At 67.0% G+C, this 18,966-nt stretch carries 17 protein-coding genes; 8 read left to right on the top strand and 9 right to left on the bottom strand.

What is annotated here, in order from left to right; translation table 11 throughout:
• The first annotated feature begins 133 nt into the window (after positions 1 to 133).
• Positions 134 to 1,090 (top strand): phytoene/squalene synthase family protein, encoded by a 957-nt coding sequence (locus TX79_RS10575; protein WP_049927409.1) that lies wholly within the window; start codon positions 134 to 136, stop codon positions 1,088 to 1,090.
• 101 nt (positions 1,091 to 1,191) lie between these two features.
• Positions 1,192 to 1,395: a hypothetical protein gene (locus tag TX79_RS10570; protein ID WP_049927408.1), complete on the top strand. Its 204-nt coding sequence runs from the start codon at positions 1,192 to 1,194 to the stop codon at positions 1,393 to 1,395.
• 85 nt (positions 1,396 to 1,480) lie between these two features.
• Here the strand turns inward: TX79_RS10570 and cruF are convergent, their stop codons facing one another.
• The 3 genes from cruF to TX79_RS10555 all read right to left on the bottom strand — a co-directional run bounded on the left by cruF (position 1,481) and on the right by TX79_RS10555 (position 4,866).
• Positions 1,481 to 2,290: a bisanhydrobacterioruberin hydratase gene (cruF, locus tag TX79_RS10565; RefSeq protein WP_049928357.1), complete on the bottom strand. Its 810-nt coding sequence runs from the start codon at positions 2,288 to 2,290 to the stop codon at positions 1,481 to 1,483.
• A gap of 98 nt (positions 2,291 to 2,388) precedes the next feature.
• Positions 2,389 to 3,267, bottom strand: a complete 879-nt coding sequence (locus TX79_RS10560; protein WP_049927407.1) for a prenyltransferase — start codon at positions 3,265 to 3,267, stop codon at positions 2,389 to 2,391.
• Between the two features lie 60 nt (positions 3,268 to 3,327).
• On the bottom strand, positions 3,328 to 4,866 hold the full coding sequence (locus TX79_RS10555; protein WP_049927406.1) for a phytoene desaturase family protein: 1,539 nt from the start codon (positions 4,864 to 4,866) through the stop codon (positions 3,328 to 3,330).
• Positions 4,867 to 5,050: 184 nt separating this feature from the next.
• Here TX79_RS10555 and TX79_RS10550 point away from each other — a divergent pair, with 184 nt between their 5' ends.
• Together TX79_RS10550 and TX79_RS10545 are read left to right on the top strand one after the other, a co-directional pair.
• Entirely contained in the window at positions 5,051 to 6,952 is a 1,902-nt protein-coding gene (locus tag TX79_RS10550) for a formate/nitrite transporter family protein (protein ID WP_049927405.1), read from the top strand.
• 210 nt (positions 6,953 to 7,162) lie between these two features.
• Positions 7,163 to 10,027 carry a YegP family protein gene (locus tag TX79_RS10545; RefSeq protein ID WP_049927404.1) on the top strand — a complete coding sequence of 955 codons (2,865 nt, stop codon included), beginning with the start codon at positions 7,163 to 7,165 and terminating at the stop codon, positions 10,025 to 10,027.
• Between the two features lie 30 nt (positions 10,028 to 10,057).
• On the opposite strand, the gene aglF is transcribed toward TX79_RS10545, so the two are convergent.
• From aglF to TX79_RS10525, 4 genes are all read right to left on the bottom strand, one after another.
• Positions 10,058 to 10,831, bottom strand: a complete 774-nt coding sequence (gene aglF / locus TX79_RS10540) for a UTP--glucose-1-phosphate uridylyltransferase AglF (protein WP_049927403.1) — start codon at positions 10,829 to 10,831, stop codon at positions 10,058 to 10,060.
• A gap of 155 nt (positions 10,832 to 10,986) precedes the next feature.
• A complete protein-coding gene (locus TX79_RS10535; RefSeq protein ID WP_049928356.1) occupies positions 10,987 to 11,622 on the bottom strand; it encodes a metallophosphoesterase family protein in 636 nt (211 codons plus the stop codon).
• A gap of 67 nt (positions 11,623 to 11,689) precedes the next feature.
• A complete protein-coding gene (locus TX79_RS10530) occupies positions 11,690 to 12,202 on the bottom strand; it encodes a YkgJ family cysteine cluster protein (protein WP_049927402.1) in 513 nt (170 codons plus the stop codon).
• A gap of 49 nt (positions 12,203 to 12,251) precedes the next feature.
• A complete protein-coding gene (locus tag TX79_RS10525; RefSeq protein WP_049927401.1) occupies positions 12,252 to 12,974 on the bottom strand; it encodes a fumarylacetoacetate hydrolase family protein in 723 nt (240 codons plus the stop codon).
• Between the two features lie 108 nt (positions 12,975 to 13,082).
• On the opposite strand from TX79_RS10525, the gene TX79_RS10520 reads away from it, so the two are divergent.
• The gene (locus tag TX79_RS10520) at positions 13,083 to 13,973 is read left to right on the top strand and encodes a sulfurtransferase (protein WP_049927400.1); all 891 of its coding nucleotides are present in this window, start codon (positions 13,083 to 13,085) and stop codon (positions 13,971 to 13,973) included.
• A 103-nt stretch (positions 13,974 to 14,076) separates the two neighbouring features.
• Positions 14,077 to 14,283, top strand: a complete 207-nt coding sequence (locus tag TX79_RS10515; protein WP_049927399.1) for a hypothetical protein — start codon at positions 14,077 to 14,079, stop codon at positions 14,281 to 14,283.
• A 15-nt stretch (positions 14,284 to 14,298) separates the two neighbouring features.
• On the opposite strand, the gene TX79_RS10510 is transcribed toward TX79_RS10515, so the two are convergent.
• Positions 14,299 to 15,327, bottom strand: coding sequence for an amidohydrolase family protein (locus TX79_RS10510; RefSeq protein WP_049927397.1), 1,029 nt, complete (start codon positions 15,325 to 15,327; stop codon positions 14,299 to 14,301).
• A gap of 209 nt (positions 15,328 to 15,536) precedes the next feature.
• Here TX79_RS10510 and TX79_RS10505 point away from each other — a divergent pair, with 209 nt between their 5' ends.
• Positions 15,537 to 16,091: a nucleoside-triphosphatase gene (locus TX79_RS10505; protein WP_049927396.1), complete on the top strand. Its 555-nt coding sequence runs from the start codon at positions 15,537 to 15,539 to the stop codon at positions 16,089 to 16,091.
• 136 nt (positions 16,092 to 16,227) lie between these two features.
• Here TX79_RS10505 and TX79_RS10500 read toward each other — a convergent pair whose 3' ends face one another.
• Positions 16,228 to 16,659, bottom strand: a complete 432-nt coding sequence (locus tag TX79_RS10500; RefSeq protein WP_154660501.1) for a hypothetical protein — start codon at positions 16,657 to 16,659, stop codon at positions 16,228 to 16,230.
• Between the two features lie 727 nt (positions 16,660 to 17,386).
• On the opposite strand from TX79_RS10500, the gene TX79_RS10495 reads away from it, so the two are divergent.
• Positions 17,387 to 18,922, top strand: a complete 1,536-nt coding sequence (locus tag TX79_RS10495; protein WP_195892490.1) for a hypothetical protein — start codon at positions 17,387 to 17,389, stop codon at positions 18,920 to 18,922.
• The last annotated feature ends 44 nt before the right edge of the window (positions 18,923 to 18,966 follow it).

The raw sequence follows: 18,966 nt of genomic DNA, 5'->3' as shown, positions 1-18,966 counted from the left end.
GCTTCGTTTCTCGGGCGACCGGCCTTTTCTCGTGAACGAGACCTGTCGAACCCTACTAGTGAGGGAATGGCATTTTATACGCATCCGTGGTACTATCAAAACCCAGTTATCGGCGGGTTGATCGGAGCCACCAATGCAACGTGAACACATCGACGCCGGCAAAGCGATCCAGCGGCGGACGGGAAAGACGTTCTACCTCGCAACGAAGTTCCTGCCACGTCGCGTTCGCCACGCCACGCACGTCCTCTACGCGTTCTTTCGGATCGCCGACGAAGTCGTCGACGACGCGGCCGACGTTTCCCCCGAGACCCAGCGGGCCGAACTCGAGTCGCTTCGCGCGCAGGCGCTCGGCGAGGCCGACCCCGAGGAACCGGTCCTCGAGGCGTTCCAGGAACTCAAAACGGAGTACGACATTCCCGACGAGGAGGTCGACGCGTTCGTCGACGCGATGGCGACCGACATCACGACGAACCGGTACGAGACCTACGACGACCTCGAGGCGTACATGCGCGGCTCGGCGGCGGCCGTGGGGGTGATGATGACTGCGATCATGGACCCGACGATGGAATCGGAGGCGCTCCCGCACGCCCGGAAACTCGGTGTGGCGTTCCAGTTGACGAACTTCCTGCGTGACGTCCGCGAGGACGTCGTCGAACGCGACCGGATCTACCTGCCCCAGGAGACGCTGCGCCGCCACGACGTCTCGAACGACCGGATCGAGCGCCTGGAGTACTCCGACTCGTTCGCGGCCGCGATGGCCGAGGAGATGAACCGCGCCGAAGCGCTGTACCGGGAGGGCGTCGCCGGCATCCGATACCTGCCCGCCGACTGTCAGCTGCCGGTGTTGCTCGCGGCGGTGCTGTACGCCGAACACCACGCCATCATCAGGAATCGCGACTACGACGTCCTCTCCGCACGACCGTCGCTGTCGACCGGGCGAAAGCTGTGGTGTCTCGCCAGGACGCGCTGGCACTGGCACTGGAACCGCGACCCCGAGGCCGTCTTCCGGCGCGTCTCCGCCGTGCCCACGGTCGAACCGGAGCGCGGCAATCGCGGTCCCGACTACGGCGACCGGGTCCCGACCCGCTGATCCTCGACCGATCGGTTCGCCGACTGGTCGACGGCGGGGTATTTCAAGACCCTCGAAATCGAGGTCGGGTCGTTGTAGGCTACCGGTTCGTCCCTCCACGTATGAGCACGGAATCAGGACACGCCGTCGGAACCGACAGCGACGACGCCGCCGCGACGGCGACCGATGACCACGACGCCGTCACGATCGACCGCGAACGGGCCCGCACCGCTGCGATGGCGCTGGGCATCTGGCTCACGCTGACGTTCACGGCCGTCGCTTTGCTGTTGCTGTTCGGCGACTCGATCAGCGGCCTGTTCGTCTGATCGGTCTCGAGCGATTTTCGAACGGACGAACCGGTAGCCCCGTGACCGCCTTGACTCCGAGATGTCGGGACGTTCGCCGTCGCCCTCAGCCCGGTAGCGCCGTCCGGACCATCTCGAGGTCGTACCGGCCCGTCGCGAACAGGCCGAGACAGAAGACGCCGGCGACGCCGGCTGCGAGCCAGTTCGTGTATAGGAGGTTGATCGACCCCCAGAGCAACACGAAACTCACCAGATCGTCGAGGATGAACTCGCAGTCGCGGGCACGCTCGAGCAAGGCGGCCCGATCGAACGCCAGGTCGACGAGGGAAACGGCGACGGTACCCGAGAGGACCCAGCCGACGTAGTTCGAGCGGGGGACGCCGTAGTAGCCGCCCGCCTCGAACGTCCAGAACCCGATGGCGACGGCACCGGGATCGAGCACGAGGTCGACGGCGACGACGGCGGCGATGGCGACCGGGATCCGAACGAGGGCTCGATCGCCGAGCGGACCGAGGACGAGAACCGTGAGCAGGACGGCGTTGAGCACGAGTGGGAGGAAAAACAGCGGCAGCGCCAGGGGCACCTCGCCGAAGGCCATCGGCCCCAGCGAGACACCGTACTCGAACGCCCCGTAGGGCCAGTCGGTCCGGACGCCGAGGATCTCGATGGCATAGGTGTAGGCCGTCAGGACGGCCAGCCAGCCCGCGGCCCACCGGTCGATCCGCGGGAGTAGCCCGACCAAAAGCGGCGAGCGCATCACGAGCGTTCCGAACAGGAGCAACAGCGGGTTGTACGCGAGCGCCGGCGGCAACAGTCCCTCGGCGCTGGCGACCAGCGTCACCGCGCCGACGACGGGGAACAGTACGGCGATGGTAAAGCGGTTCTCGCGGACGATCCGCTCGAGGCGACGCTGCATTCGGACGCGCGTCCCTGCGGGGGACTCCCGGACGGGTTCGGCGCTCGAGTCCGGCCCTGCGTCACTGTCCACGTACGATCACCCTCGAGCCGGCGTCCTTATCCATAGACGATCACCCACAAGGCACCCAGCGTCAGGAGCGTGCCGACGGCGGTGTTGATCGCCGGGAACCACCAGTAGGCCCGGTCGACGCTGACCGACGTGGTGGCGATAGCGGCGACGAGCAGCGGGTAGACGGCCAGAACGAGGCCGAACCGGTAATCCAGGAGGCCGAAAGCGACGGCGGCAGCGAGCCAGCACGCGCCGCAGTAGGCGTAGGTCCGGCGCTCGCCGAGGACCGTGGCCGTCGTCCGGATCCCCGCGCGCCTGTCGGGGTCGATGTCGGGAATCGCCGAGAACGTGTGCATCCCCATCGCCCACAGCCAGCCGCCGACGACCGCCTCGAGCGGTGGGTGGGTGCCGGCGACGGCGACGTAGGCCGCGATCCCTGGGACGACGTACAGCCCGTTCGAGAGCGAGTCGAGGAGCGGCGTCGTCTTGAACCGGAACGGCGGCGCGCTGTAGGCGGTTCCTAGCGCGAGGAAGAGCGCGATCCACAGCAACGATGCGGTCGGGAGCAGCAGGACGAACGTTACCGGCAAGAGTGCGGCGACGATCACAGCCGCGGGAACGTATCGCTGGCCGCGATATCGTCGTTCCTTCCCGCTCTCGTCCTTCTTGGGGTTCCTCGCGTCGATTTCGCGGTCGAAGACGTCGTTGACGCCGTAGAGGAAGACGTTCGCGGGCACGAGGAAGTACGCGAACAGGGCGATGGCGGCCGGCGAGAACAGCTCGGGCCGTGTCTCAGCCGCGTACGCGACGCCGACGACCACCGGCCCCGCGAGATAGAACCAGAACCGTGGCCGCGAGAGGACCAGCAGGTACGCGAGGCGGTCGCGAACCCGCTCGCGGTCGGTGGCGCGCGTCGTGTCCGTCATCTCGTGTGCTGGTTCGGGGAGGACGCGACACGGCGGGGTGAACCGGTCACTGCGTCGCGGTCAGTCGCCGTAATCGGCCAGTACCGCCTCGGCGGTCAACTCGCCGCTGATCAGACACATCGGCATCCCGATCCCGGGCGTCGTGTCACCGCCCACGAAGTAGAGTCCGTCGACCTCCTTCGAGCGGTGGGGCGGGCGAAACAGGGCCGTCTGGCGCAGCGTGTGGGCCAACCCCAGCGCCGTCCCCTCGTAACTGTTGTACCGGCTCGCGAAGTCGGAGACGCAAAAGCGCTCCTCGAGGACGATCCGGTCGCGCAGCTCCGCGCCGGTGTGTGCGGCCAGATCCGCGAGGATCCGATCGCGGTACCGGTTGCGCATCGCGGGGGTATCCTCGAGGCCCGGGGCGATCGGAACGAGGACGAACAGGGTGCTGTGGCCCACGGGAGCGACGTCGTCGTCCGTCTTCGACGGGACGCAGACGTAGTACGCCGGATCGTCGGGCCACTGCGGGTCGTCGAAGATCTGCTCGAAGTGGTCGTCCCACTCGGTCGGCAGGACGAGCGTGTGGTGGGTCAGTTCGGGGACGTCGCCCTCGACGCCGAGGTACAGCAGGAACGCCGATGGCGCGTAGGTACGCGACTCCCAGTAGTCGGCGTCGTACCCTCGTTTTTCGGGCGGGAGCAGATCCTGTTCCGTGTGGGCGTAGTCGGCGTTGCTGACGACCAGATCGGCCGTGACGGGTCCGTCGGACGTCTCGAGCAGGAACGCCCCCTCACGGCCCTTGATCCGTTCGACGGGCCGATCCGTCTCGAAGGTGACGCCGAGTTCGCGCCCGAGGTCCGCGACGGCGTCGACGACGCTGCCGATGCCGCCCTCGGGGTACCAGACGCCGAGGTTGAAGTCGACGTGGCTCATCAGGTTGTACAGCGCCGGGGTGTTCCGCGGCGAGCCACCCAGGAACACCAGCGTGTACTGCACGATCTGCTGGAGTTTCGGATGGTCGAAGTAGTCCTCCACGTGATCCTGCATCGACCCCAGCAGCGACAGCCCCCGCGCCTGACGAGCGACGTCCGGATCGACGTAATCCCGCAGTCGCGGGCGGTCCTCGTAGACGAAGTGTTGCATCCCCACCTCGTAGTTCTCGCGGGATTTCTCGAGGTAGCGCTCGAGTGCCTCGCCCGCCCCCGACTCGTACTCCTCGAAGATGGCCTTCGTTCGCTCGAGATCGGGCGTCACGTCGACTCTGTCGCCGCGTGCTCGCGGGGTCCCTCCGCTCGCATCGTCAGCGGAACGCCGTTCCGCGCTATCTTTGAAGAAGATCCGGTAGTGGGGGTCGAGGTGCGTGAGTTCGTAGTAGTCGCCCGGCCTCCGGTCGAACGCCCCGAAGAAGCGTTCGAAGACGTCGGGCATCAGGTACCACGACGGCCCCATGTCGAACCGGAACCCCTCACGCTCGAGGCGACTCGCACGACCGCCGAGCTGTTCGTTCTGCTCGAGCACGCGGACGTCCGCGCCCGCGTCGGCGAGGTAACAGGCCGTCGAGAGCCCCCCGAAGCCGCTCCCGATCACGACGACCGACTCGCCGGACAGCGATTGCATGCCCCACTGTGCGTGGCCGACGACTGAAAAACGTACGCCCAACGCGGTCTTCTCGACGGACTGCTCGCGGGAGCAGTGACCGATCGTCGTTCGGCACCGACTATCCGGCCGATTAATCACCCTCGTTGCCGCGTCGTCGATCGAGATGCCAAACGCTTAGTCTTTCTAGGGATTCGATCCGACAATGACTGATTCCGAGCCCCAACAGTCCCGACCGTCCGGAGGCGGGGAGGAGGTCGCCGATTCCGACGCGTCCGGGCGAGCGGAGCCGGGACCGGCCGAGCGGCGCGACGACCAGCGGGACGCGGTCCGGGAGGCGATCGAACGCTCCAGAAGCGGCGCGCCTGCGGTCGGCTCGGTCGTTCGCGACCGCTTTTCCTCGGACGAGGTCTTCCAGCGAATCATCGCGGCCGCCGACGAGGAGGTCACCTCGGGCAACCGCGAACTGTTCTTCAGCGGTCTCGCCGCCGGGTTCGCGATCACGATCACCTTCCTGCTGTACGCGTCGATGTACGACGCGACCGGCGGCGACCCCGTGATGAGTTCGTTGCTGTACCCGCTGGGCTTTATCTACATCATCATCGGCGGCTACCAGCTCTACACCGAGAACACGCTCCCGCCCGTCGCGCTGACCCTCGAGCGACTGGCCAGCGTCCCCGCGCTGTTTCGCCACTGGATGATCGTCCTCGCGGGGAACTTCGCGGGCGGTGCGATCGGTGCGGTGGCGCTCACCTGGGGCGGCGTCTTCGACGACTCGACCACCGCCGCGGCGCTCAGCATCGCCGAACACGGCGTCGAGACGTCCTGGTGGAGCCTGTTTTCCAAGGCCGCGTTCGCAGGCCTGATCGTCGCCGGCGTCGTCTGGGTTACCTTCGCCTCGCGCGATACGATCTCCCGACTGGTCGTCGTCTACCTGGCGTTCCTCGCGATCCCGCTCGGGAACCTGTTCCACGTCGTCGTCTCCTTCACGGAGATGCTCTTTCTGGTCTTCTCGACCGACTTCAGCCTCTTCGTCGGCATGACGGAGTTCATTCTACCGGTCCTGCTCGGGAACACGCTCGGGGGCATCCTCCTCGTGACCGTCGTCAACTACTACCAGACCAGCGAGGAGCGCCTCGAGTCAGCCCGGTTCGAGGGCATCGAACGACGGCTCTCCATCCGCGAGTGGCTGTTCGGGACCCTCGTCGGGCGGTCTTACGTCCCGATCATCGACACCGCCGAGACGCTCGGGTCGGACGACGAGGACACCTACCGGATCGTCGTGCCGATCGCGAACCCGCGAACCGAGTCGAAACTCGTGCGATTCGCCGCCATGCTCGCCAGCCGTCAGGAGTCCGCGATCCTCCACATCGAGCACATCGTCCAGACTCCCGGCGGGGCGTCCGCGGCCGGAACCGACGGCCCCCGCGCTCGAGTCGTCAACGAATCCGAGCGCCGACTCGACGATCTGACCGACTCGATCGCCGACTTCGACGTCGACTTCGAGACGTCGACGGTCGTCACCCACCGCTCGTTCGAGGAGATCTTCGACACCGCAGAGCGCGAGAACGCCGACCTCGTCGTGATGGGCTGGAGCGACGACGCGCTGTGGGGGGCCGCCCGCGCCGAGCGCCCGCTCAGCGAGTTGACGGTCCAGTTGCCCTGTGATTTCCTCGTCATCAAGGACCGCGGAATGGACGCCTCGCGAATCCTGCTGCCGACGGCTGGCGGTCCCGATTCGGACCTGAGCGCGGAGGTCGCCCGGACCCTCGAGGAGTGTGCCGCCGCCGAAACCTCCCTGTTGCACGTCGTCGACGGGCCGGAGGAGCGCTCCGAGGGCAAGGAGTTCCTCTCGGAGTGGGCCGTCAACCACGACCTCGAGGACGCCGAGATCATCGTCGACGACTCGGGCGACGTCGAGGAGGCGATCTGTCGCGCAGCCGACGACCAGACGTTGCTCCTGATCGGCGCGACCGAGCGCGGCCTGCTCTCGAGACTCGTCACCAGTTCGCTCCACCTCGACGTGATCAACGAGGTCGATTGTTCGGTGGTGCTCGCCGAACGCCCGAGCGAGCGCAGTCTGTTCCAGCGTCTGTTCGGCCGGTAGTCGTCCCATCGCTTTCTCGGGAGGCTCGTCGACCGGTCGATGTACCGGTACACCTTCACGTACTCTGACTCTCCGCCGGCGGGGGCGCGAGGACCGATTCCGACCCGATCCGGGCCGTCTCACGAGCGGCCGCCGAACGATCCGGCGGCCGTCCTGCGGTTCGTAAGGAGTCTATTATTATGGCCCGTCCGGCGCACGGGACGGGTACGCATGGCTGTCTCGAGCCCCGGTCGTTCCGATCCGTCGGCCGTCGACTGGCTGCAACGAGCCACAACGAACCGTCACGGCTCGAGCGTTCCGCGGGACGGTGGTCCGGCCGCTCTCGTCGGCCTCGCTCTCCCCGTCGCGGGACTGGCGTCCTCGGGATCGATCGCCGCGGTGCAGTGGACGGATCGAGGGCTCGAGCTAAGCACCGGGGTCGCCGTCGGCCTGGGGCTGGTGGCGCTGGGCTGTGTCCTCGCCCTCGTTCGCTTTCTCGACCGCCAGCACGAGACCGCGGTGAGCGACGATCCGGACGCTGTGGCGATTCCCACCACGAAGACCGACGCCGATGGTCACGTCGCCGTCCGGTACGACGCGAACGACGGGGAGGAGGCCCTTCGCGTCCATCGAGTCGAGACCGTCGCCGAGGGGGATCCGGAGGCGATTCCCCCTGCCGCGTCCGGGGACGACCTCGAGACGCTTCGTGAGACGATCGAAGGAGCGACCTTGCGGGAGATGCGAGACCCAGCGCTCTACGTCTACGAAGACGACGAAACCTGGCGCTGGTCGCTGGTTCGCTCGGACGGAACGACCCTGGCGACCGCGACTCGAGGGTACGAATGCCGGGCCGAGGCCCGGGATGCGGTCGCCGTCCTGAACGAGCGCGGTCCCGACGCCGAGGTCCTCGACCCCGGAACGGCCGCGTTCGCTGTTACCCGGCGCGACGGCCGCTGGTACTGGCAGCTACTCGACGGGGACCGAACGGCGCTGGCCGAGAGCGCGGACGGGTACCGCGATCCGGACGGTGCCGACGCGGCGATCGATCCGTTCGTCGAGACCATCGCGGACGCACGCGTGATCGCCCTCGATGGGGTCGGCTTCGAACTGTACGCGGACGGCGACGCGTGGTCGTGGCGGCTGGTCGAGGGGACGAGCCACGTGCTCGCCGACGCGACCGAGCGGTTCGAGAGTCGGCGGACCGCCGAGAACGCCGCCGCCGCGGTGCGTTCGGGACTCGAGTCGGCCGCGGTGACGGTCGCCGGCGAACCGACCTACGAGCGGTACCGGGAGGACGACCGCTGGTGCTGGCGACTGGTCGACGGCAGCGGTCGGACGGTCGCCCGCTCGGCCGGGGAGGCCTCGACCCACGAGGAACTCACGCGAGCGGTCGACCTGTTCGCAGCGCACGCGCCCGATGCCGACCACCTCGAGTTCGACGACGCGGCGTACGAGGTCGTTCCGACGACCGATCCCGCGACGTTCGAGGGACCAGGGTCGTCCGATGGTGGCACCGAGGTTCGGACCGACGGGGCGTCGCCGCCGTCGGCCCAACTGAACGGGGATTCGGCCGTTCCCGCCGGCGTATCGACGTCGACTGCGAGTTCCGAAGCCGGTGAAGCGGTCTCGAAACCGGCGGACGAGTCGATCGACGGTTCGAGCGAGGACGGGTCGGCCGACGGCCAGGCGAGGGAGTCGAATCCCGCACCCGCGGACGCTGCGACGGTCGACGCGGACGGCTGGTACTGGCGGCTCGTCACCGCGGAGCGGGAGGTTCTCGCCGTCGGCCCGGAGCCGACACCAGATCCCGAGGCCGCGACCGACGCGATCGAACGCGTTCGCGAGGGGGCCCGCGAGGCCGACCTCATCGAGTTCGACGACGCGGCGTTTCGCGTCTACGAGACCGACGCGGGCGAGTGGCGCTGGCGACTGATCGACGAGAACGGCGGCGTGCTGGCCGACAGCGGCACGGAACACGACTCCCGGACGGAAGCTGCCGAAGCAATGATGACGCTGAAGGAACAGGCCCCCGACGCCGACGTCCTCGAGATCGAAACCGCGGCGTTCGAACTGTTCGCGGCCGGGGACGGCTGGCGCTGGCGACTGGTCGACAGCGCCGGCAACCTCGTCGCCCTCGATCCGACCAGCCATCCGACCAGAGAGGGCGCTCGCGAGGCGATGACGCGGCTGCTCGAGCACCTCGACGCGGCCGTCCACCGGCTCGACCGGCCGCTCTTCCAGTCCTCCCCTTCGGATGGGTGGCGCTGGCGGTTCGTCCTGCCCGGGGGCGAACCGATCGCCGTCGCCGGAGACGCGTACGCGACCAACGACGAACTCGTCGACCGCCTCGAGACGGTGCGCGAGATCGCAGCCGATGCCTCGAGTCACGACGTTGGTGCCTACTGCGTCGAACTCACTGACCGCGGCGACTGGGACTGGTGCCTGCTCGATCGGAACCGCGAGGTGGTCGCCGACGGGACCCGCTCGGACGCCGATCGAGAGACGACCCGGGAAGCCGTCGAGCGGCTCCAGCGTCACGCCCCCGATGCGCCGATATTCGCTGCCGACGCCGCGGCGATTCGCCTCGAGCGATCCGGCGACGACTGGCAGTGGTCGCTCGTCTCGAGCGACGGTGACCGACTGGGTGGTGGCGTCGAAGGCGTCGGGACCGAGTCGGCGGTGCGGTCGGCCATCGAGAGGGTCAGACGCCTCGCTTCGTCGGCCGCACGGATCGACCGCACCGACGCGTCGTTCGACGTCGTAGAGACCGACGACGGCTGGCGCTGGCGGTTACTCGACGGCGACGGTCGCGTCGTCGCGACCGCCAGCGAGGCGTGGGAATCGGTCGAGGACGCACACCAGGCGGTCACTACCGTTCGTTCCTCGCTCGAGGACGCGAGCGTTCTCGAACGTGACGGGCCGGCGTTCGAACTGTTCGTGGCCGATGACGGCTGGCGCTGGCGGCTCGTCGACGCGGGCGAGACGACGGTTCTCGAGAGCACTCGGACGTACGAGACGCGGACCGAGGCTACCCGGGCGGTCGATAGGCTGCAGTCGCTGTCGTTCGTAGGGCGGGATGGAGTCGAAACCGGGTAGCGTGTCGTCGCTGGAACACGGCCCGCGGTCTTATTCGGCGGTCGCCGGCGGTTCGCTATCGGCCCCGGAATCGGCGTCGCTCTCGGTGCTAGTGTCGTCCGCGAGCCGTTCTTCGGCTCGGTCCCGGTCGTCGGGGTAGCCGACGTCGATGCGCCAGCCGTCCATGCGGATGGCGTCGATAGTGCGGCCGGACTGGATGAGCAGGTCGATCGCGTCGGGGAGTTCGTACTCGCCGCGGTCGGAGGGCTGGACGAGGTGACAGGCGTGGAAGATCGCGGGCGTGAAGGTGTAGAAGCCGGTCATCACGAGGTTCGACGGCGGGTCGTCGGGTTTCTCCATCACCTCGACGATCTCGCCGTACTCGTTGGTGTCGAGGACGCCGTAGCGGGAGGCCTCCTCGTAGGGGACCTCCTCGACGAGGAAGGCGGCGTCGGCACGGTCCTCCTGCTGGCGGTTGATGACGTCGCCGAGGTTCGCCCGGAAGACGTTGTCTCCGAGCATCAGCATGAAGTCGTCGTCGACGTGGGGTTCGGCCTGGAGGATGGCGTGGGCCAGTCCCAGCTGTTCGCGCTGGTGGGCGTAGGTGATCGGGACGCCCTCGTACTCGTCGCCGTAGCGTTCGATGATCTGCTCTTTCTGGTAGCCGACGACGACGATGAACTCCGTCGCACCGACCTCCAGCAAGTTGTCGAAGACGTCCTCGATGAGGGGTTTGCCGTCGACCTCCACGAGGACCTTCGGTTTGTCTTCGGTCAGCGGCCGGAGGCGGGTGCCCTTGCCTGCGGCCAGGACGACAGCTTGCATACTCCGAACGGTTTCGACGCGGCGACATATACTTTGTGCGGTCGTCCCGCCTGCGCGTTTCGGGACGCTCTCGTCGACGAACCCGCTCGAGTCTGCTACCGCCGTTCAGTGTGACGTTCGAGTCCGCGTCGGGATCAGCGGGAGGACGTCGTCGGTCAGTCGACCGGCGTATCGTGGGACGCCAGCGTCAGAGCCGCCGGATCGAGCGTGTAGTAACGTTCCCAGACGGGCGCGAGGCTCACGACCCGACAGCCCTCGATCTCGCTCGAGGCGTGTCGCTCGTGGTGACCGACGAGACACAGATCGGGCTCGAGCACCGCGAGCAGTCGGTCGACGCGTTCACAGCCGGGGTCGTAGCCGTACGAGAGCAGGCCCGTCGGCGCTTCGTGGGTCAGGAGCACGTCGACGCCCTCGAGCGCTGCGAGCCGGTCGACGTCGTCCCGGACGAAGTGGCGTCGGCGGTCGTCCGCGAGTTCCTCGCGCGAGAGGTCGTACTTCGTCGGCGCGTAGTTGCCCGACAGGCCGGCGACGCGGACGCCCTCGAGGTCGACCGCCGTACTCGCCAGCAGGTGGGCGTCGTCGACTTCGGGCGGCGACTCGCCCGCCCGGAGCGCCTCGATCACGTCGAAGTCCTCGTTGTTGCCGGCGACGAACCAGGTCTCGATCGGGAGGTCGTATCGCTCGAGGTCGCCGACCTGCAGGGCGAGGTCCTCGTTCGCGTCGTCGTAGGCGGCCCGCAGCGCCGCCTCGTTGTCCGGATCGCTCGCGTGGGCGTCACCGAGTACGAGCATCGGCGTCGCTACGGGCTCGAGCGGGATAGCGTCCGTGGTGGGAACCCGATCGTGGTACAACGGGCGATCAGAGGACTCGCTCCGAATCGGGGTTCTCGAGTTCCCACAGCAACTCCGGGAGGAACGCCTCGAGGTTGTCGACGACGCGGCGCTCGCTGACGCCCAGCCCGTCGCAGTGGTCGTGGGCCGAGTCGCGGATGTCGACGTGGAGGTCGCCGTCCTCCCGCCAGACGCCGAGCGGGAAGACCGAACACCGGGTCGGCTTCCAGTCCTCCTCGAGGTGCAGCGCACAGAGGCCGTCCTCGCGCAGGAAGGCACAGGCACGGCCGTCGTCGTCGACGTGAGCGTCGCGGTCTTTCTCCTCGCGGGTGACGAACTTCTCGCCGCGGAAGTCGGTCGTCGTCTCGGCGAGGTTCGCCCGCTGGGCCAGCTCGAGCAAGTCCCGGTCGTAGAGGAGGACGCCGTGGTGACAACACCACGTGCAGTCGTCGACGCACTCGAACGTGAGGTCAGGGTCGAACTCGACGACGACCTCCCGGTCGGGGTAGACTTCGACGCGACGCGGGGTCTCCGTGCTCACGTAGGCGTGGAGGGGGCGGCTGCGGAAGTGTGTTGCTGTTCCCGACGAGCTAGGACTCCGCGGGTTCGACCGTGTTCCGGAGCGTCCCCACGCCTTCGTAGGTGATCTCGACGGTGTCGCCGGGCTCGAGCAGGCCCGGGTTCGCCGGACTGCCGAACGCGACGACGTCTCCCGGCCGGAACGTAAAGCGCTGCGAGAGGTAGGAGACGACCTCGTGGGGGTCGAACAGCATCAGTTCCGTCGACGCCTCCTGGCGGCGCTCGCCGGCGACGTCCGTGTACATGTCGACGTCGAATGGGTCGAGGTCGGTCTCGATCCACGGACCGAGCGGGCCGGAGCCGTCGAACGCCTTGCGGGCGGTTCGGCCCTGCTGGTCCAGCGCGTCGACGTCGTTCATGATGGTGTAGCCCCGGACGGCGTCCGGGACGTCCTCCGGCTCGAGATTTCGACAGCGCTCGTCGATGACGGCGGCGAGTTCGCCGGCGTAGGTGAGTTCGTCGGTGAACGCGGGGTAGGGAATCGGCCGTTCGTGTCCGAGCAACGCCGCGGGCGGCTTGATGAAGAAGTCCGGTTCCTCGGGGCGTTCGTACTCCATCTGCTCGAGCGTCTCGGCGTAGTTGCGGCCGACGCAGTACAGCGCCGTCGGTTCACAGGGTGGGAGCAGTCGGCCGTCGACGCCCACCTCGTATCGGCCGTCGTCGGCGTGGACGACGCCGTCCTCGTAGCGTCCGGTAACGGGTCCGTCCGACGTCAACAGGCGTGCGAGTCGCATACGTCGCGTCCTCGATCGAGGGTGTTAGCATCGTCGATACGGCCAGTGTTCGCCCCCGACGGGGTGTGCTGATAGCTATTTGTGGCTCCTCGTGGCAGGCCGGCACGTATGACGGAGTACGACAGCGACGTACTGGTCTCGGCCGACTGGGTGGAAGAGCGCCTCGAGGAGTTCCAGTCCGACGACCCCGAGTATCGCATCGTCGAGATCGAGAGCCCGAATCCGCCGGACGACGACTTCCCGTCGTTGTACGAGGAGGGCCACGTGCCGGGTGCGGTCGGCTTCAACTGGGAGGAAGACCTCTCGGACGATCACCAACGCGACATCCTGAAGAAGGGGGACTTCGAGGACCTCGTCGGCGAGCACGGCATCAGCGAGGACTCGACGGTCGTCTTCTACGGCGACGGCCACATCCCCAACTGGTTCGCCGTCTTCGCCTACTGGGAGTTCACCTACTACGGCCACGACGACGTTCGCGTGCTCGACGGCGGGAAGGACTACTGGGTCGAGAACGACTACCCGCTGACCGAGGAGGTGCCCGACTTCCCGGCCCAGGAGTACCGCGCTCGGGGTCCCTTCGAGAGCATTCGCGCCTACAAGGACGACGTCGACATGGCCCGCGAGGCCGGCATCCCGATGGTCGACGTGCGCTCACCCGAGGAGTTCTCCGGCGAAATCCTCGCCCCCGAGGGGCTCCAGGAGACGGCCCAGCGCGGCGGCCACATTCCCGGCGCGTCGAACGTCCCCGTGAAGACGAACCTGCGCGACGACGGCCGGTTCCTCCCGCCCGACGACCTCGAGGACGTCTACGCCGAGAAGGGCATCGACGGCGACGAGTCGATCGTCACCTACTGCCGCGTCGGCGAGCGCTCGGCCATCGCCTGGTTCGCGCTCCACGAACTGCTGGGCTACGAGGACGTCGAGAACTACGACGGCTCCTGGACCGAGTGGGGGAACATCGTGCGCGCGCCCATCGAAACCGGTGACGGCGGCGATTGACGGCCGCACACGACTGGACTCGATCGGCGGACGAGGCACCGCCGACAACCTGCCGGCACCTGCAGGCTGATGGATTTCTCGAGCGGCGGTCGTCCGATCACCTATGACATCGACACGAACGCGCGATCGGAAGGACCTGCTGACGAACGCCGGCGTCGTCACGACGGTCATCGACGCCGGGATGGAGTTCTCGAAGGGGAGACGCAAAACCGGGCTGTTGCTGCTCGGCGCGGCGGCCGTCTCGAGACGGGTACCCGGCTTCGGAACGGCCGTCTCGCTCGGCGTGCGGGCGTATCGACGACTTCGCTGATTCTGAAGCTACGTCTCACCCCAAGAGGCTCTCGAGGTTTCGGTACCGAATAGCCGACCATGCCTCGCGCTCGAGGTCGAACCGGTCGAACAGTTCGAGGTGTGGAATCTCGTGGCCGGGATAGAGATAGTCGGTCCCGAAGACGAGGTGTTCGTGGTGATCCTCGAGAAACGCCTGGCCGAACTCGGGGTCTCGAGTGAGGGCGTTCCAGCCCGACATACCGGCGAGATCCCCGTAGCAGTTGTCGTACCCGGCGAGCAGTTCCGGGACGCGACCGCCGGGTTCGACCGGCCTCTCCGGGTAGCGCCCCAGGTCGGACTCGCTCACGTCCGCGGAGACGTGGGCCCACCAGCCGTGGGCGTGCGCGAGGAAGTCGACTCCGGGGTACGACGCCAGCACGTCCTCGAATCGCGGCAGGCCGACCGCATCGAGCATCGCCTTGTCGTCGACGTGAACGAGGGCGGGGAGATCGTACTCCGCACACAGTTCGTACAACCGCTCAAGGCGCTCGTCGTCGATCGCCACGCCGGCCTTGAGTTCGCCGATCCCCCGAGCGCCGCGCTCGACGAGGGACTCGAGGCGCTCGAGGACGGTGTCCGCCCCGTAGACGTCGACCCGCGGGTCGACGGTACAGAACGGAACGAGGCGGTCGTGACCCTCGAGTTCCTCGAGTACCCACCAGCTGGGTGCCTGCACGGGGTAGGCCTCCGGCGAGTCGAGCGCGTGGACGACCGCGCGGTCGATCCCGACCGCGTCCAGCCACTCGACCAACTCGTCGGCCGAGAGCGGGTCACGACCCAGGGTTTCCGCCGGCACGACGTGCGTGTGCGCGTCGAACAGCGGCAGGTCGGCGACGGCGTCGTCCCGGGTCGACGCGTCCGGTTCGGTGGCCGCGTCTCGAGCGTCGTCGGTCGCGGCTACAGTCGTCTCCGCCGGAAGCGCAATCCCACTCGTGGCCGCCAATGTGGCGAGCGTTCGTCGTCGGGTGGTAGTGCTCGAGCCGTCGATCGACGACGGTGCCGGTTCGGTCGGTTCCTGGCTCACGGCGAGTGCGTCTACAGAGCGGACGATAATCCCCCGGTGGAGTTGTCTCGAGCCCGACCGGTTCGTGTCGGCGCGCAGTACTCCGGGACCTGGCATCGGACAGTCGGCTGTGCGGTCTCGGTTGCTGCCGCCGCGTCGTCGCCGCGGCCGGGAGACGGTCCCTACCCCGGGGCGACGGGCTGATTTGCTCGGGCGTCGTACCGCCGGCCGTGCCGGCGAACGCTCTCGTCACCGGGCCGCCGCGAAGCGGGAAGACGACGGCCCTCGAGCGAACCGTCGCCCGGCTTCGGGCGGCGGGAGACGACGTCGAGGGGCTGGTCTGTCCGGAACTGCGCGAGGGGGGCGAGCGCGTCGGGTTCGAGATCGCCGCCCTCGGGACCGACCAATGCGCGACGATGGCCCACGTCACGTTCGACGGCGGTCCGAGCGTCGGGAAATACGGCGTCGACGTCGCCGCGATCGATCGACTCGCCCGGAGTGTCCTCGAGCCGGCGATCGGAGCGGTCGACTGCCTTATCCTCGACGAGATCGCGCCGATGCAGGCTCGAAGCGATCGGTTCGTCGCGGCGACCGAGCGCGCGCTCGAGTCCGCGACCCCCGTCGTCGCGGCGATCGCATCGGACACACGACTCCCGTTCGTCGACCGAGTGAGAAATCGGGCGGACGTGGAGACGTTCGTCGTCGAACCGGAAACGCGGGACGACTTGCCGGTTCGGTTGCTCGAGTGGGTGCGCTCACGCCGTGGCAAACGGGGAGACGACTGAGTCGGGACCCGGGCCACCACTCGTCGGCGGTCGCTCGGTCGGTCCCGTCGGTCCGGGGGTCGAGAGGGATCGGCTGGTCGCTATCGAACGACGGCGCAAGAAATAGGGTCGAAATCAGTGACAGGGTACGAAGCCGTTAGCCGAGGATGTTCGTAGCGACGGCTTCAGCAGCCTGGGTGTTGGAGTTGCTCTGGTCGGCGGTCTGGTCGACCGTCGCGGTCTGGGTCACGTTGTCGACCGAGGCGTCACCGGTGCTGATACCACCGTTGATCAGTGCGCCGCTATCGTCGCCGAGATCGATACTGATATCGAGGCTACTATCCGCGTCGGCCGACTGCTGGACGGTCGCGTCGAACTCGGCCGCGTTCGTCTGAGTCACGTCTTGGGCCTGGTCAACCACCGTCGCCGACTCCTGGACTACGCTCGGGGCCTGTTCCTCGACGATCTCCACCGGCTGTGCCGGCTCAGGCTCCTCGTATCCTCCTGCCGCTGCTGTTCCAGCTAGCGCCATGAACATGACGCTGCCGACCATTACGACCGCGAGCGTGAGTGCGATTGCGCGCTTCATGTGTATCTCGTGTTGGTTACGAGGCACGCATCACACAGGGGGTACCCTCCGTAACGGACCGGCGACCCTATCGTCGGGTCGTCGCTCGTCACGGGCGTACCTGCCGACTCCCTCTATCTCCCCGCTGTGACGCGTTGCCCGGTCGGACCTCATCACGGTGTGGTACTTGAAGCCGACAAACGGTTTCAGCCTGAAGAGTCGGATTGGAACCGCTGGAACGGTCCTTTCGAGGCCTGCAGACGGCCGTTCCATCGGTGGCGGTTTCGACGGTGAGAGATACGTGTTCCCTATCGATGCGTTCGCTTCTAGTTCTGCCAACCGATCCGACGTCTCCAGGGGCCGAAATTGCGGATAAACGGATTCGATCGAGAACCGTTCCGAAGTAACGGCTCCCTTCGACCGGTGAAACGATCCCGTATGCTGAGACTTACCGCCCCGTTTCGATCCCGACGCCCGTCCAGGATCGCGATTTCGACAGTTCGAAACGTGACACCGGTTCCCTCACTGTCGGCCAGTTGTGTTCGAAGCAACCGGTTTCCGATCGTAAGCAATCGGCTTCCGTTCGGTAGGCGAGTTCATATCGCCATCAACTGACAGATAACAAAGTCTGTCATCCGGATACGACGGTTCACGCCGTGGAGTTGCAGAAACCAAGACTCTCACGGTTTCCGTCAAACGAATCATGACAGATACGACGACGATACGTTCACAGTGTACGACGGTTTTGATGGCGTGTATGGTCGCGATAGCGATGCTGGCCGTCGGGGCTCCGATGGCCGTTGCCGGCGACGACGCCGACCCGGACGACGAGTCCGCGTACGCGCTCGAGAGCGACGAGGGTCTGTACCTGGTCTTCGGTGCCGACCTCGATGAGACGACCCTGGAGGAGTACATCGAGGACCACGCGTCGGGTGACGCCTCGACCAACGTGGAAGTCACCCAGTACCAGAACGTCGATCAGGTAAACATCCACCAACAGGCGAACGCGACGTCGATCTCGATCGACGGCGGCGAGGCCACTGCAGTCCAGGAGGCCACGCAGATGAACTCTAACGACCAACTCGCCGATGCGTCCGCCGAGAACGTCCAGCTCGAGCAGACCCAGTTCGAGGATGTCGGTGAAGTGACCATCCTGATGGGTAACGGCGACGGTCAGACCTTCGACGGCTGGGGCATCGCCGACAAGAAAGGTGAGAAGGCAGAAGTCGACGGCGATCAGGAGGCCGACGCGGTCGTGACGCAGGCCCAGGAAGTCGGTCAGCTGAACTACAACGAGCAAAACACCGCGTTCGCGATCGCGGAGAACGCCAGCGAGGCGACCGCCCTACAGCAGTCACAGCAGACCAACCAGAACCTGCAACAGGGCGTCGCTAACGCGACGAACGTCTACGTCGGCAACGGCAACTTCGCCGACAAGACTGGCGATCACGTGAAATCCGAGAACAGCCCCGGTGCCGATCAGGTCGCGTCCGCCGAAGTCGCGCAGGCCCAGGCGGTCTCGCAGGAGAACATCAACCAGCAAGACGGTGCCGTGGCCATCGCGGTCGGCGAGGACAGCGTCGCGACGGCGATCCAGATCACCGAGCAGACCAACGTCAACGAACAGCTCGCCGAGGCCGACGCGGCCAACGTCTTCGCCGCGATGGACGGCATGCACGTCGCGACCGCCGGTATCGGCGACAGCAACGGCGTCATCGACATGGAGACCACCGTCGAAACCTTCGGCACCGACGAGAAAGAGGGCAAGCACAAGAAAGCGAGCGACGAGGTGCAGTCTGCCACCGCCGGCGTCGGACAGGAGCAGGTCTCCGAACAGATGAACGTCAACCTGCAGAACACGGCGTTCGCGTACGCGACCAACGAGAGCAACGCGACGTCGGTCCAGCTCGCCTACCAGAGCAACCTCAACGCACAGATCGGCTTCGCCGACGCGTTGAACGTCTACGCCGGCCCGAGCCACCAGTACGAGAACGCGATGGTGACCTCGATCACGAACGTCACCGTCGGTGGCGACGACGTCGACGGCATGGACGGGATCGCCTACGACTACGATGCCCAGCAGACCAACGATCCCGAACAGCACGCCAGTGCGCAACTCGAGCAGGTCCAGTTCATCTCCCAGGAGAACGTCAACGAGCAGCAGGCTGCCATCGCCATCGCCGAGAACGGCGACAGCGCCGACTCGGCACAGGTGAGCATGCAGGAGAACGAGAACGTCCAGTTCAGCGCCGTCTCGGCGACGAACGTCTGGGCCGCTGGCTAACGGTCGTCTCTGCGGAGTATCCGAATCGCATCCCTGATTTCTTC

It is taken from the genome of Halopiger goleimassiliensis (assembly GCF_000455345.1).
Taxonomy (GTDB): domain Archaea; phylum Halobacteriota; class Halobacteria; order Halobacteriales; family Natrialbaceae; genus Halopiger_A; species Halopiger_A goleimassiliensis.
The sequence above is the reverse complement of the archived record's forward strand: the minus strand, read 5'-3'. Positions and strand labels throughout refer to the sequence as shown.

What these genes read in the sequence shown, in the direction of transcription:
- aglF (WP_049927403.1), bottom strand. Translation starts at nt 10,831, where the DNA reads ATGCAAGCTGTCGTCCTGGCCGCAGGCAAGGGCACCCGCCTCCGGCCG.
- TX79_RS10495 (WP_195892490.1), top strand. Translation starts at nt 17,387, where the DNA reads ATGGCGTGTATGGTCGCGATAGCGATGCTGGCCGTCGGGGCTCCGATG.
- TX79_RS10525 (WP_049927401.1), bottom strand. Translation starts at nt 12,974, where the DNA reads ATGCGACTCGCACGCCTGTTGACGTCGGACGGACCCGTTACCGGACGC.
- TX79_RS10520 (WP_049927400.1), top strand. Translation starts at nt 13,083, where the DNA reads ATGACGGAGTACGACAGCGACGTACTGGTCTCGGCCGACTGGGTGGAA.
- TX79_RS10570 (WP_049927408.1), top strand. Translation starts at nt 1,192, where the DNA reads ATGAGCACGGAATCAGGACACGCCGTCGGAACCGACAGCGACGACGCC.
- TX79_RS10545 (WP_049927404.1), top strand. Translation starts at nt 7,163, where the DNA reads ATGGCTGTCTCGAGCCCCGGTCGTTCCGATCCGTCGGCCGTCGACTGG.
- cruF (WP_049928357.1), bottom strand. Translation starts at nt 2,290, where the DNA reads ATGCAGCGTCGCCTCGAGCGGATCGTCCGCGAGAACCGCTTTACCATC.
- TX79_RS10500 (WP_154660501.1), bottom strand. Translation starts at nt 16,659, where the DNA reads ATGAAGCGCGCAATCGCACTCACGCTCGCGGTCGTAATGGTCGGCAGC.
- TX79_RS10550 (WP_049927405.1), top strand. Translation starts at nt 5,051, where the DNA reads ATGACTGATTCCGAGCCCCAACAGTCCCGACCGTCCGGAGGCGGGGAG.
- TX79_RS10555 (WP_049927406.1), bottom strand. Translation starts at nt 4,866, where the DNA reads ATGCAATCGCTGTCCGGCGAGTCGGTCGTCGTGATCGGGAGCGGCTTC.
- TX79_RS10515 (WP_049927399.1), top strand. Translation starts at nt 14,077, where the DNA reads ATGACATCGACACGAACGCGCGATCGGAAGGACCTGCTGACGAACGCC.
- TX79_RS10535 (WP_049928356.1), bottom strand. Translation starts at nt 11,622, where the DNA reads ATGCTCGTACTCGGTGACGCCCACGCGAGCGATCCGGACAACGAGGCG.
- TX79_RS10560 (WP_049927407.1), bottom strand. Translation starts at nt 3,267, where the DNA reads ATGACGGACACGACGCGCGCCACCGACCGCGAGCGGGTTCGCGACCGC.
- TX79_RS10575 (WP_049927409.1), top strand. Translation starts at nt 134, where the DNA reads ATGCAACGTGAACACATCGACGCCGGCAAAGCGATCCAGCGGCGGACG.